Below are 12,352 nucleotides of genomic sequence, written 5' to 3'. Positions count from 1 at the left end.
CCAATAACCAGGTATTGGCGTCAAGTTGAAGCAGTGGTTGAAGTTGACGACAGAGCCTATAAAAATTGAGGTAGTAATGAATAGACGATTAAATGTTGCTATTGTGGGTGCAACAGGCGCAGTGGGGGAAGCATTGCTCACCGTATTGCAAGAGCGTGATTTTCCTGTTGATAATCTTTATCCACTGGCTAGTGCACGTTCAGTAGGTAAGACGGTAACGTTTAATAATAGGCAGTTGGATGTTGAAGATTTATCTACCTTTGATTTCAGTCAAGTTGACATCGCGTTGTTTTCTGCCGGTGGTTCCGTCTCAAAACAATTTGCTCCGATTGCAGCGGCTGCCGGTTGTGTTGTGGTGGACAACACATCCTGTTTTCGTTATGACGATGATATTCCGTTAGTGGTTCCAGAGGTCAATGCACATCGCATCGCTGAATATACTAACCGAGGTATTATAGCGAATCCTAATTGTTCCACGATTCAAATGGTGGTTGCTCTGAAGCCGCTACATGATGCAGTGGGAATTAGCCGTATTAATGTGGCCACTTATCAGGCCGTTTCGGGTACAGGTAAAAAAGCGATCACCGAATTAGTCAATCAAGTGGGAGAGTTATTGAATGGTCGTCCAGCAAAAGCATCCGTTTATCCACAACAGATCGCTTTTAATGTGTTGCCACACATTGATGAATTTCAGGAAAATGGTTATACCCGTGAAGAAATGAAGATGGTCTGGGAAACCAGGAAAATCATGGAAGATGAGACTATCCTTGTTAACCCAACCGCAGTGAGAGTCCCTGTTCTTTATGGTCATTCCGAAGCCATTCATCTTGAATTAAAAGCCCCTCTGACCGCTGCTGAGGCACGTAAATTGTTGTCTAAAGCTCCAGGAGTTCGGGTAATTGACGAGGTGGCTAAATTACAATATCCGACACCTATTACTCATGCTGTGGGTCATGATGAAGTTTTTGTTGGTCGCATCAGGCAAGACATTTCTTATCCCTGCGGCTTAAACCTGTGGGTTGTAGCAGATAATATTCGCAAAGGTGCGGCAACTAATGCAGTACAGATTGCTGAAATTCTGCAACGTGAGTATTTATAATTTATACTTGTGGTTATGACGAAAAAAATTTTACACGATCCCGATATTGAAGATACTAATACTGGGAATTCTGGTACTAAGGAGGGTGGTACTGGTTTACCGACTCGAATGCCTCCTGGCTTTGAGGGCGGTTCCTTTTTGGTCGACGAAACCTTCCTGATGGGTAGAGAACAACGCGAGGCAGAGCAGCAAGGTCATCGCCAATTAGCGAAGGTGAATGCCCGTGAGCATCACGAAGAGCAACAAAAAAATGCTCCCGAGGGTGAGTTACAGAATAGTATTCATCAACATCCCTGGTTAGACAGGCAGATCTTTGATGGTATCGATACGGGACCATTGAGCCCGGATCCGCCATTAAATTCAGAAGCCTATACCGAGATGCAGAATCGTGAACGGGAAGAGCAACTGGAAAAGCAATTGCGTTTGGGTAATATGCCTAAATTTTCTTCAACCCCTGAATTTAAACCCTAGGACTACTTATGACTATCGCCAATGATATCATCAGTTGTCGTATGCCTGACTTTGAGCATTATTTACGTCTAGGGGACTCGTTAGATGATACGGACGAGTATGGTTTTACCCCTTTGATCGAGTGTGCAATTACGCAGCAAATTAATATTGCAGAACAATTGCTCGCTCGCGGTGTGAATGTGAATAAACCAGATGTTACGGGTCGTACTCCCTTACACTGGGCGGTCGATAATAATGATATTGAGCTTGCCCGGTTGTTACTGACTCATGGCGCCGACGCAAATGCTTACACGCGTGCCGGTTTGTCAGTCTTAGTCTATCCTGTTTTAAGGGCTCAAGATCCACTCAAGCATTTGCTCTATCAATACGGGGCTAAACTTGATTTCGCGCTGGATTTTATTCATGGCAAGTTACTTGGGCATCGTTATGAATTACAAGGTGATGTGGATATTGTTAATGCGCAGGGAGAATTCATTGAATTAGATTATGAAGGGTTTATTCTTGAGTTTACTGTTGCAATCGTGAAAGACTCTTTGCGCCGCTTTACGAGTAGTTATTCGACTCGCCATTTGCGTGAACAATTCCCTTATTTATATACCATTATGGATGCGTTTGGCTTAGCGGCTGAACTGTTGCAATTGCAGCATCATCGTCATTTAAATGAACGACATAAAGCACGCCTCACCCAGATTATCAAAACAGCCCCTATCTTGATATTGCCAGCCGCGAGCCGTGGTCATGCCTTATGTTTTATTCGTTATAAGCAATGGTGGGCCAAGATTGATCGTGGTGAAAATAGCTTGACGGAAGGCTCTGCCAACATTTATCGCATCACTCGCCCTGAAGCATTCAATGCCCATTTTATAGAAGAGTTTTTATATAAAAAACAAAGTCGACGTTATTTTCATCATATAATTAATCAGCAATTGGGTTTATTGCCAATCACGCAAATGCCGATTAGTTCACAAATTTCAGGAAATTGTTCCTGGGCTAACGTGCAGGCGATAGTCCCGGTAGCTTATGCCTTACAACAGATTAGTTTAGAGGGCATAGAGCAGTTTAAACCTGACATTGCCATGAACCTTTATGATATCTGGGTTGAATGGGATAAAGATCGGGCACTGGATGAATGTGTACATCGCTTTTATTTAGCTGATCCAGTAAGGAAAGCAAGTTTTGCCTCTATGCTTGCTGCTGTGCTATTTCAAGCCTGTGATTATGCTAACCGTCATCATATCGAGCGCGCAGAGAAAATTCTGACTATCCTGACCTTGCCGGAATATTATTATGTTCTACAAAGTTATTTACAGGCCTATTGCGTGAAACGGTTAACCAGAAGAGGGAATAATTTGCTCAAGCTATTGGATGATTGCGGGGTAAATCCAAATATTGGTGTGACCCCCGTCGCGACAGGTTTGCGAGACGAATAGCACCTAGCAAATAACGGACCTCATTAACTGCCTTCTCCCGCCGTAAGGAACTGGAATAGCATGAGGGTGCTTTTCGCGGGAGAGGGTTGGGGAGAGGGACAATAATAAATAGCGAATTTACTTTAAACGCACCGAGCCAATATCCCCCTCTCCCGCGTAAGGAATTGGAATAGTATGAGGATGTCTTTTCGCGGGAGAGGGGATATGGACAAATCTACGTTAAGGCAACGTGCAAAAAATTTACGAAAGCACAGTACAGATACTGAGAAACATCTTTGGTTTCATCTTCGAGCAAATCGGCTCGGTTATAAGTTCAAGCGACAAGTCCCAATAAGAGCATACATTGTCGATTTCGCATGCCTGGAAAAGCGTTTGCTTATTGAGCTGGATGGCAGCCAGCATTTTGATAACGAAACATACGAATGGAGCGTACGTCCTGGCTAAATGCATATGGCTTTAAAGTGTTACGCTTTTGGAATAATGATGTGTTGCTGCAAACAACATCGGTTATGGAAGTAATCATACAAGCTTTAACTGAAACCTGGGATGCCTCATAAATATCGCACCGACCAGATACATTCTGGTAGTTTTTCGTAGTTTTTTCTCGTGGGATCCTAATGTATTTTTGTGATCGGCCTATCAGAATTTGCTCTCTGTGACCTTCCCTCTCCCCAACCCTCTCCCGCGAAAAGACATCCTCATGCTATACCAATTCCTTACGCGGGCGAGGGAGTTTAAGAGGGGTATTCACGCTAAAGAAATTCGCCAGTTATTGTTGTCCCTCTCCCGCGAAAAGCACCCTCATACTATTTCAACTCCTTACGCGGGAGAGGGGATATTGATTCGATGGGCCACAAAAAACCTCATTATGCTATTCCAGTTCCTTGGCAGGAGAGCAGGTTGTTGGTTCATGCAATTCAGGCATAGTCCTTTAACTGATAAAATAAAAAGAAAAATTCTAGATTGGGCAGGGTGGATTTCCGTCGTGCCCCACATAAAAATTCCAAGAATTTTCATTGCAAGGCACTGCAGAATAAAATAACATGAACGTGCTTTTAGTTGTTTTACAGCAGTAAAGCGCTGATAGGAGGGACTGGCATCCCCCGCTACCAGCTGACCACAATCTATCTGGAGATAAATTATGGCTGACGTCATGTTATTTCATTTGTATTCCTTTTTTCAACGTTTCCTTCGCAAGAAACGGCTTAAAGTCCCCCTTTTTTCGACGTGACCTTTAGGTTTTGTTAGCTATTTGCGCAGGTGAAGCGCTAAACGAACACTAATGTTTCCAATACTCACTGCACGGGTAGGAACAGCCACGTCTCTTGCTCGTGTTCATTTTAATGTAGGTCGGGTCTAGACCCGATGTGCTGTTGGGTGAATTTCCCAACCTACGCTGGAGAACAACATGGACAGTAACAGCATTAACAAACAAGATTTTGTTAATTACCATAGCACCAAGCAAAAGCAGTTTTTTAAAGTCTTTGCCCGCGATTATCTGGCGTATTTAGGTAATCCCAATCCCACCAACAAGCAGCTTGCTGAAGTACAAACCTTGTTGTCACAGTCCTGGGTGCAACGACCACTTTGCCTCGATGGCCGCTTAACCAGTCGCGAGCAGCAATGTTTGTATTTATCTTCCCAAGGGAAAAGCATGAAGGAAATCGCCCTGTTCCTGAACATCTCAGAGCGTCAAGTGGGACATCACCGCAATAATATCTTTCAAAAACTCGAGTGTAAAAATATTGCTGAAGCCATAGCCAAGGGGCTACGCTATGGAGAGTTAAGACCAGTGGACATCTGATGAATCAATCTTCGATCCGTGAACAAAGTCGCGGGAAGCAGGGTGAATGTGATCATTGTCATTTCAAACCATGTTGATGAACTGCTGGGGCAACAATGTCTGGGCTTGGGAGCGAACTAAATTTATACGAAACCCGTGCTTGAAATGGTGGGCAAGCCTGTTAATTCATTTAGGGGAGGTATAGGGCATTGTGCGGCGGCCTGGCAAGAAGCAGGATCCCCGTATTAGCACGTTTGTAATACGGGAATCCCAGATCAGGATTAATCATCCACCGAGTTATTGGACACCGGTTTTTCTGATCGTTGCTGCGGTCCTTTCTTTTTAGCAGAATCGGTTTTAAGGGGGATCACGCGTCCTCCGCTTTGCTGGCCAGAGCCTTTTTTACGCTGCGGATTATTGGCAACATTACCACTACGTTGTTGTTGCTGTTGTTGTTGATGGCCTCCGGGGCGGCGCCGACGATTACCCTGATTCTGCTGACGTCTTTCACCACCCTGTTGTGCAGATGATTGTTTGTGTTGGTGATGGTGGGGGCTGCTGCGTGTCACTTTCTCATGACGGCCAGAACTACCCGTGCTGCTTGATGATTCGGATGTGCTGCCAAATAGACTACTCCATAGACGCTTAATGAAGCTGCCATGGTGAATCTTGGGTGCATGATGAGGAGCAAATCCTTTTACAGCGGGTTCAGCATGTTTAATTGCTTCTTGTTCAGTACGAACAACATCCAATTCTGGTTGCTGAATAAGTGAATAGCTAGGTTTTTTATTCTTGCCTACATTATCTTCCTTAAGACGGGTAATGTTATATTGTGGTGTCTGCAGATAAGGATTGGCGATAATAAGTACATGCACGTTATGGCGTTTCTCAATACCCAGAATAAATTCACGCTTTTCATTGATGATGAAAGTAGCCATTTCCACCGGCAATTGAACGTGTATTTCAGCGGTCTTTTCTTTCAAGGCTTCTTCTTCAATTAAACGAATAATCGATAAACCATGCGATTGAATATTTCTTACCGTACCTCGTCCTTCACATCGTGGGCATACTTCCTGTGCTGATTCACCTAAAGAAAGGCGCAGGCGCTGGCGTGACATTTCAAGTAAACCAAAACGAGAGATACGACCAACTTGAATACGTGCCCTATCCGCTTTAAGCGCTTCTTTCAAACGATTTTCTACGTCACGTTGGTTTTTGCTGGAACCCATATCAATAAAATCAATGACTACCAAACCTCCCAAATCACGTAAGCGCAATTGACGAGCGATCTCATCAGCGGCCTCAAGATTGGTGTTTAATGCAGTCGTTTCAATATCTGAACCACTGGTTGCTTTTGCCGAGTTAATATCGATAGAAACCAGCGCTTCAGTACGATCAATGACCAGCGCGCCACCAGAAGGAAGAAGAACTTCCCGTTGAAAGGCCGTTTCGATCTGGCTTTCAACTTGATAGAAATTAAACAAGGGGATCGTATTGTTGTAGAGTTTAAGGTTAGGCAGAAAATCAGGTTTAACTTGCTCAATGTATTGTTTTGCCTTTACGTAAGAAATTTGATCATCAATGATGATTTCACCGATAGACTTGCGCAGATTATCGCGAATGGAACGAATAATGACATCACCTTCCTGATGAATCAGGCAAGGCGCAAGCTGAGAATTATAGGCCTGGCGAATGGCTTGCCATTGATTGCAGAGCATATCCAGATCGCCTTGCAATTCATCCTGGCTTTTACCAACACCAGCTGTGCGGATGATAAGCCCCATTTCTTCCGGCAATTGCAAAGCATTTAAAGTTTCTTTTAGCTCATCTCGATCATCGCCTTCAATACGACGGGAGATACCCCCAGAGTTGGGATTATTAGGCATTAATACCAGGTAACAACCTGCCAAAGTAATGTAGGTTGTTAAGGCCGCGCCTTTATTGCCGCGTTCTTCTTTGTCTACCTGGATAAGCAATTCCTGGCCTTCGCGAAGAAGAGTCGTGATGGGCGGTTTTTCATCACCAAAATCATCAGGATGTTTACTTAAGTATTCAGGTGCAATTTCTTTAAGAGGCAGAAATCCTTGACGTTTTGCTCCATATTCAACAAATACGGCATCCAGGCTTGGTTCGCGACGAGTCACTACTGCCTTGTAGATATTACCTTTCTTCTTCACCTCTGCAGGACATTCGATGTCCAAATCATACAGATAATTATTTTTTACCAGTGCAACACGTACCTCTTCGGTTTGAGTTGCATTTATTAACATTCTTTCCATTATTCACCCCATAAAAGGGCGCTACCTCAAGTAAGGATAGTAAGGCCATTCATCCTTGCCTTTTTGAAGCTATGCGATACTACAAAACTCGTTCCTGATTTATTCAGAATGAGCGTTGTGCATCTTGGTTTTTGCAAATAACATGAAAACAAGTTCAGGTTATTAACCATAGCTTGCAAATGACAAAAAATATTCTCTTTAAGCATGACCCAAGACCATAGGGACAGACCACATGCATGGTACCGGCAAATATTGCGGCGCATACTGGATATGTACATCTGTAGTGACAGAGCGATGTGGGGGAGAGGCTGAATAGATGGAATTTCATGCATATGAAAACATCCTTTGCCTAAAATCCGCAAAATGAGCTGTAACTGATGTAAAGCATGTCTGACATGCGTGGGTATCTGATGAGTTCGTTTTCAATTTTGCTCTGGTACTGGGTTACTTCCTTCTATCATTCACTTAAGGGAAGCGCGTTTTCAAACTCCTAGGATTTGTTTTCAATTCGGTTACTATGAGCCTAACACATTGATTTTCTTATGCTATTTACTTGCAAATTTTGGTACTGTCGTACCACCAAAAATCTGTATTGCAGGATTCATACTGGCTAATTGGCAACTCATCCTATGTATGGCCGGTTTTTTATAGTCGGCCGATAAACTTTTTCTTTGTTTATGCGTTATAATTCGGTTGCGCGAACAATTTCCACGCAGTTCTAATAGTACCAAAAAAAAACAATTTCAGCAAATAGGTTTATGCATAAATGAGTGATGTACGTTACACAGAAATTAGTGCTGACGAAGAAGGCCAGCGCTTAGATAATTATTTGATGCGTATTTTGAAAGGTGTGCCTAAGAGTCATATCTATCGCATTATTCGTGCTGGAGAAGTGCGTATTAATAAAAAAAGGGCACAGGCGTCTTCGCGCCTCATGCAGGGTGACTGTGTGCGTATCCCTCCAGTACGTACAAGTCAGGGTAAAGATATTTTTGTCGGCGAAAAACTCGAGCAACGCTTGCGAGAAAGCATTTTGTTTGAAGACAATAGTTTGTTGGTGATTAATAAACCCGCCGGTATTGCGGTACATGGTGGTAGTGGTTTGAGTTTAGGCGTTATTGAGGCTTTACGAAAAACGCGTGATGATTTGTCTTATCTTGAACTGGTGCATCGTTTGGATAAAGAAACTTCAGGATGCTTGTTGCTGGCCAAAAAACGAAGTATGTTGCGAGCGATTCAAGCGTTATTAGAGGCGCGTGAGGTACAAAAAACCTATTGGGCACTTCTTAGTAATTCGTGGCAGGGCAAAAAAACAAAATTAGTGGATGCCGCATTGGAAAAGAATACCTTAAAATCAGGGGAACGAGTTGTCGCTGTGAAGGAAGAAGGGAAAGCATCACAAACTTCCTTTAAGTTGCTGGAAAATTATCAGCAGGCTTGCTGGGTCGAGGCCTCTCCCAAAACAGGACGTACCCACCAAATCAGGGTGCATAGCGCGTACTTAGGACATCCAATTGTGGGTGATGAAAAGTATGGGACAGAAGAATTGATAACCGGTTTGGAGTCGGTTAAATCACGACTTTATTTGCATGCCAGAGCAATTCAATTTAACCTGAACGGAAAAAATTATTTGTTTGAAGCAAATTTAGACGAACGGTTTGCAGAAACACTAAAAAAATTACGTGCGGGGAGCTTGTTGACTCATGGGTAAGCCATATCGCTTAGTAGTGTTTGACTGGGAAGGAACCTTAGGGGATACACTGGGACAAATTTTGGATACAGTGGCTACAGAGGCCAGACGTTTGAATTTTGGTGAAATTGATGAAGAGCTGGCTCGCCAATCGGTTGAACTGGGTTTGGTCAAGGCAGTAAACAAGGTATTTCCACACTTGAGTTTGCAACAGCAAGAACAACTACTATTAGCTGTACATCAATCATTGGTATCACGTACTACCCATGTTTATTTAATCCCCGGTGCAAAAGAGGTCGCTCGGCAGTTACATCGAGCAGGCATTAATCTGGCGATTGCAACCAATAAAGGCTATCAATCCTTACAAAGGATTTTGCATGCTTCCGGTTTGGATGAGTTTTTTAAAGTAACCCGTTCTGCGGGACAAACACCGCCTAAACCCTGTCCACAAATGTTAGAAGAAATTTTGGCTGAATTTGATGTGGGAATTCACGAGACACTGATGGTGGGAGATTCGGTAATTGATATTGAAATGGCAAAAAATCTCGGTGTTGATGCCATTGGAGTCGACTTTTACCATCAACAAGAAGCTGCATTACGTGCGGCAGGTGCCATGGAAGTTTTTGATGACTACCAACACCTTGCTGCTTACCTCCAATTACCTGAACAAGGGGGACTTTAGTGAGTAACCTGACCAGTTTACCCAATCTGTTAACGTTAATGCGTATTGTCTTGATACCCATCTTTATTATTGCTTTTTATATGCCTTTTCCCTGGGCACATGGGTTGGCTGCAGCCATTTTTGCTTTGGCTAGTTTTACGGATTGGTTGGATGGTTATTTAGCGCGTAAACTCAAGCAAATGTCACCTTTTGGTGCTTTTCTGGATCCTGTGGCAGATAAATTATTAGTTGCTTGTAGTCTACTCTTGCTGGTTGGTACCAAGAGCATGGATTACATCACCATTCCTGCTATTGTGATTGTGGGCCGTGAAATTGTTATTTCTGCACTCCGAGAGTGGATGGCTGAAATAGGGAGCCGCGCCAGTGTGACAGTAAGCTATGTCGGAAAAATCAAAACGATGATGCAAATGGTTGCCCTTTTTCTTTTGATTGCTTTTACACCAGCTCAATCCTGGTGGGGCGTTTTTGGTTTCATAATGCTTTATTTGGCAGCCATTTTAACGATTTGGTCGATGGTTATTTATTTAATGATTGCCTGGCCGCAACTGATGAAAAAAAGTCACAATATTGCTTAAAAAATTAAGGTTTTTCTGTTGACAGCATTCTAATTTACGGTAGAATTGCACCCCGTAGAGACGCGGGAATAGCTCAGTTGGTAGAGCACAACCTTGCCAAGGTTGGGGTCGCGAGTTCGAGTCTCGTTTCCCGCTCCAAATTAAAGCGACGCCATAGTCGCTTTTTTTTTACCGTTGAAGAGTGGCTGTGTGGCAGAGTGGTTATGCAGCGGCCTGCAAAGCCGTGTACGCCGGTTCGATTCCGGCCTCAGCCTCCATGACAAGAATATGCCCAGGTGGCGAAACAGGTAGACGCAAGGGACTTAAAATCCCTCGGAGGTTAAACTCCGTGCCGGTTCGACTCCGGCCCTGGGCACCATCCATCATTATCTCAGAATGCAACATATAATCATTGGCAATTTCGGAAATCATTCGTTGGCTGCAATGCAAGCCTTAATTGAAAAAGGCTTATCAGGAATTCACTTTGTCTATGTGGAAACAGGGTGGGCAGCTGCTTCCTGGGCAATGAGAGTGGCTGCTTGTGCTGACTATGCCCGCAAACAAGGGATTGCCGTGCATGTCTTATCTGCACAGGCGACTTTTGCCGAGATGGTTATTGACCGTAAACAATTCCCAAGTCAAAAATTTCAATGGTGTGCCGGTTTTCTCAAAGGATTGGCCATTCTTACGCATTTAGATGATTTGGATCCGGCCTGTGAGGCTTACATTGTCTCTGGGAAGCGGCGCTTCGATTCAAGGCGTTATGCCAACTTGCAAGAGTTTGAGCAACAAGATGATTTATATCAAGGACGAACGTTATGGTACCCTCTTTGGCAAACAGGGGATGAAGAATTGGGTGCCTTAATTAAGCGCACTGGCTTTCGCTTTTTACCTCATCAAAGTCGGGAATGTAGCCCTTGCATTCATGCAAATCTTGACGAGTTAAGGAGCCTGGATGCACACGCATTGCAGCGTTTGGACAAGCTTGAACAGCAAATTAGCCAAACCATGTTTCAGCAACCGATTTCTCAATTAGCGCAGTCACCGGCAGAGGGCAAGGCTAACGAAAACCTGGGGTTACAACAGTTTGATTTGGGCTGTGGAGCGCCTTGGGGATGCGGTGAGTAGACTCGCTACTGCACAGGGAGAATCGCTTCGTCGATACGGTCCTCGAATCCTCATGCATTGACGGGGACACTGTAGGTCTGCAGCCGTTTCTCCTCGTACTTCTCCATAAGCAGCGAGTTTCGCAAGCAGTGGGAGCACCCGATCTCTCTATTTCGTCGTTGCGAGCCTCAGCGAAGCAATCCGGAACGATGCTTTATGGAAGATTTGAACTGACTCGTTTCACTTTGTTGCCAGACGCCCGGGACTTATTCTTCGCGTGGGGAACGGTTCAATAAATTGATTGCTGCTTGTTGTGGTGTGATCTCGCCTTTTAAAAGTGCATTGACCTGGGTACAGATCGGCATATCAATCCCTAATTCCTCGGCAAGCATGCAAATTTGTGCGGCGTTGTGCTTTCCTTCAACGACTTGGCCTATTTGCTTCTCTGCTTCCACAAGGTTAATGCTTCGGCCTAATTGTAAACCAAAACGCCGATTACGTGATTGATCATCCGTACACGTCAATACCAGATCACCAACGCCAGCCAAACCCATAAATGTTTCTTCGCGGGCTCCCATACGAATGCCTAAACGGCTCATTTCCGCCAGCCCTCGCGTGATTAGGGCAGCTTTGGCATTTGCGCCATAACCCAAGCCATCACTAATACCGCAGGCGATAGCCAGTACATTCTTTATTGCACCGCAGATTTGAACGCCAACAACATCGTTGCTTAAGTAAACACGTAAATTATCGTGGTGCAAGAGTGATTGGATGGCATGTTGATAAGGCAAATTATTACTCGCCAGGGTCAGTGCGGTAGGTAATAATTTGGCGACCTCCGTTGCAAATGAGGGGCCTGAAATAATCGCTATGGGGTATGATTCGCCCCATTTTTCTGCAACCAATTGGCTCGGTAGTTTGTGACTAAGCGGGTCGATCCCTTTGGTGAGCCAAGACAAGCCATGGGCTGGTTTCGGTAATTGCTCTAATAATCCAGCAAAGGCATGAGAGGGAACGGCAATAATCACTTCGTTGGCTAACTTTAAGCATTGAGAGAGGTCAGCGATGGGTTGCAGCGAGTCTGGAAACCTATCGGAAGGCAGATAACGTTTATTACAACGCTGTTCAATCATGTCTTGAACATGCTGGGGGTTATGACCCCACAGCATGATCTGATTACCATAATTTGCTAGGTGAATGGCAACAGCAGTGCCCCATGAACCAGCGCCAAGTATGGCAATCGTTGATTTTTTCATA

The 12,352-nt window shown here is 44.2% G+C and carries 10 protein-coding genes, 3 tRNA genes and 1 pseudogene; 12 read left to right on the top strand and 2 right to left on the bottom strand.

What is annotated here, in order from left to right; all coding sequences use genetic code 11:
• The first annotated feature begins 76 nt into the window (after window positions 1-76).
• The 5 genes and pseudogenes from DYC89_RS11210 to DYC89_RS11185 all read left to right on the top strand — a co-directional run bounded on the left by DYC89_RS11210 (window position 77) and on the right by DYC89_RS11185 (window position 4,804).
• On the top strand, window positions 77-1,099 hold the full coding sequence (locus DYC89_RS11210) for an aspartate-semialdehyde dehydrogenase (protein WP_115221862.1): 1,023 nt from the start codon (window positions 77-79) through the stop codon (window positions 1,097-1,099).
• Between the two features lie 15 nt (window positions 1,100-1,114).
• Complete coding sequence (locus DYC89_RS11205; protein ID WP_115221861.1) at window positions 1,115-1,570, top strand: hypothetical protein; 456 nt, start codon at window positions 1,115-1,117, stop codon at window positions 1,568-1,570.
• An 8-nt stretch (window positions 1,571-1,578) separates the two neighbouring features.
• Entirely contained in the window at window positions 1,579-3,000 is a 1,422-nt protein-coding gene (gene ankH / locus DYC89_RS11200; RefSeq protein WP_115221860.1) for a Dot/Icm T4SS effector AnkH/LegA3, read from the top strand.
• A 204-nt stretch (window positions 3,001-3,204) separates the two neighbouring features.
• A pseudogene (locus DYC89_RS11195) lies at window positions 3,205-3,557 on the top strand (endonuclease domain-containing protein).
• An 851-nt stretch (window positions 3,558-4,408) separates the two neighbouring features.
• Window positions 4,409-4,804, top strand: coding sequence for a helix-turn-helix transcriptional regulator (locus DYC89_RS11185; protein WP_115221858.1), 396 nt, complete (start codon window positions 4,409-4,411; stop codon window positions 4,802-4,804).
• A 260-nt stretch (window positions 4,805-5,064) separates the two neighbouring features.
• Here the strand turns inward: DYC89_RS11185 and DYC89_RS11175 are convergent, their stop codons facing one another.
• The gene (locus tag DYC89_RS11175; RefSeq protein ID WP_115221857.1) at window positions 5,065-7,062 is read right to left on the bottom strand and encodes an Rne/Rng family ribonuclease; all 1,998 of its coding nucleotides are present in this window, start codon (window positions 7,060-7,062) and stop codon (window positions 5,065-5,067) included.
• A 766-nt stretch (window positions 7,063-7,828) separates the two neighbouring features.
• Here DYC89_RS11175 and DYC89_RS11170 point away from each other — a divergent pair.
• The 7 genes from DYC89_RS11170 to DYC89_RS11140 all read left to right on the top strand — a co-directional run bounded on the left by DYC89_RS11170 (window position 7,829) and on the right by DYC89_RS11140 (window position 11,116).
• Window positions 7,829-8,773, top strand: a complete 945-nt coding sequence (locus DYC89_RS11170) for an RluA family pseudouridine synthase (protein WP_115221856.1) — start codon at window positions 7,829-7,831, stop codon at window positions 8,771-8,773.
• Window positions 8,766-9,434, top strand: a complete 669-nt coding sequence (locus DYC89_RS11165) for an HAD family hydrolase (RefSeq protein ID WP_115221855.1) — start codon at window positions 8,766-8,768, stop codon at window positions 9,432-9,434. The genes DYC89_RS11170 and DYC89_RS11165 overlap by 8 nt, the downstream gene beginning before the upstream one ends.
• Window positions 9,434-10,009 (top strand): CDP-diacylglycerol--glycerol-3-phosphate 3-phosphatidyltransferase, encoded by a 576-nt coding sequence (gene pgsA / locus DYC89_RS11160; protein ID WP_115221854.1) that lies wholly within the window; start codon window positions 9,434-9,436, stop codon window positions 10,007-10,009. The genes DYC89_RS11165 and pgsA overlap by 1 nt, the downstream gene beginning before the upstream one ends.
• Window positions 10,010-10,071: 62 nt before the next feature.
• Window positions 10,072-10,147 (top strand) — tRNA-Gly (locus DYC89_RS11155).
• Window positions 10,148-10,192: 45 nt separating this feature from the next.
• Window positions 10,193-10,266, top strand: a tRNA-Cys gene (locus tag DYC89_RS11150).
• A 12-nt stretch (window positions 10,267-10,278) separates the two neighbouring features.
• A tRNA-Leu gene (locus tag DYC89_RS11145) sits at window positions 10,279-10,367 on the top strand.
• Between the two features lie 17 nt (window positions 10,368-10,384).
• The gene (locus DYC89_RS11140; protein ID WP_115221853.1) at window positions 10,385-11,116 is read left to right on the top strand and encodes a phosphoadenosine phosphosulfate reductase family protein; all 732 of its coding nucleotides are present in this window, start codon (window positions 10,385-10,387) and stop codon (window positions 11,114-11,116) included.
• A gap of 245 nt (window positions 11,117-11,361) precedes the next feature.
• Here DYC89_RS11140 and DYC89_RS11135 read toward each other — a convergent pair whose 3' ends face one another.
• Entirely contained in the window at window positions 11,362-12,351 is a 990-nt protein-coding gene (locus DYC89_RS11135) for an NAD(P)H-dependent glycerol-3-phosphate dehydrogenase (protein ID WP_115221852.1), read from the bottom strand.
• Window position 12,352: the final 1 nt, after the last annotated feature.

Source organism: Legionella donaldsonii, from assembly GCF_900452385.1.
GTDB lineage: Bacteria > Pseudomonadota > Gammaproteobacteria > Legionellales > Legionellaceae > Tatlockia > Tatlockia donaldsonii.
This window is presented reverse-complemented; position numbering and strand designations above follow the sequence as displayed.

What these genes read in the sequence shown, in the direction of transcription:
- DYC89_RS11210 (WP_115221862.1), top strand. Translation starts at nt 77, where the DNA reads ATGAATAGACGATTAAATGTTGCTATTGTGGGTGCAACAGGCGCAGTG.
- DYC89_RS11185 (WP_115221858.1), top strand. Translation starts at nt 4,409, where the DNA reads ATGGACAGTAACAGCATTAACAAACAAGATTTTGTTAATTACCATAGC.
- DYC89_RS11205 (WP_115221861.1), top strand. Translation starts at nt 1,115, where the DNA reads ATGACGAAAAAAATTTTACACGATCCCGATATTGAAGATACTAATACT.
- DYC89_RS11135 (WP_115221852.1), bottom strand. Translation starts at nt 12,351, where the DNA reads ATGAAAAAATCAACGATTGCCATACTTGGCGCTGGTTCATGGGGCACT.
- ankH (WP_115221860.1), top strand. Translation starts at nt 1,579, where the DNA reads ATGACTATCGCCAATGATATCATCAGTTGTCGTATGCCTGACTTTGAG.
- DYC89_RS11165 (WP_115221855.1), top strand. Translation starts at nt 8,766, where the DNA reads ATGGGTAAGCCATATCGCTTAGTAGTGTTTGACTGGGAAGGAACCTTA.
- DYC89_RS11140 (WP_115221853.1), top strand. Translation starts at nt 10,385, where the DNA reads ATGCAACATATAATCATTGGCAATTTCGGAAATCATTCGTTGGCTGCA.
- DYC89_RS11175 (WP_115221857.1), bottom strand. Translation starts at nt 7,062, where the DNA reads ATGGAAAGAATGTTAATAAATGCAACTCAAACCGAAGAGGTACGTGTT.
- DYC89_RS11170 (WP_115221856.1), top strand. Translation starts at nt 7,829, where the DNA reads ATGAGTGATGTACGTTACACAGAAATTAGTGCTGACGAAGAAGGCCAG.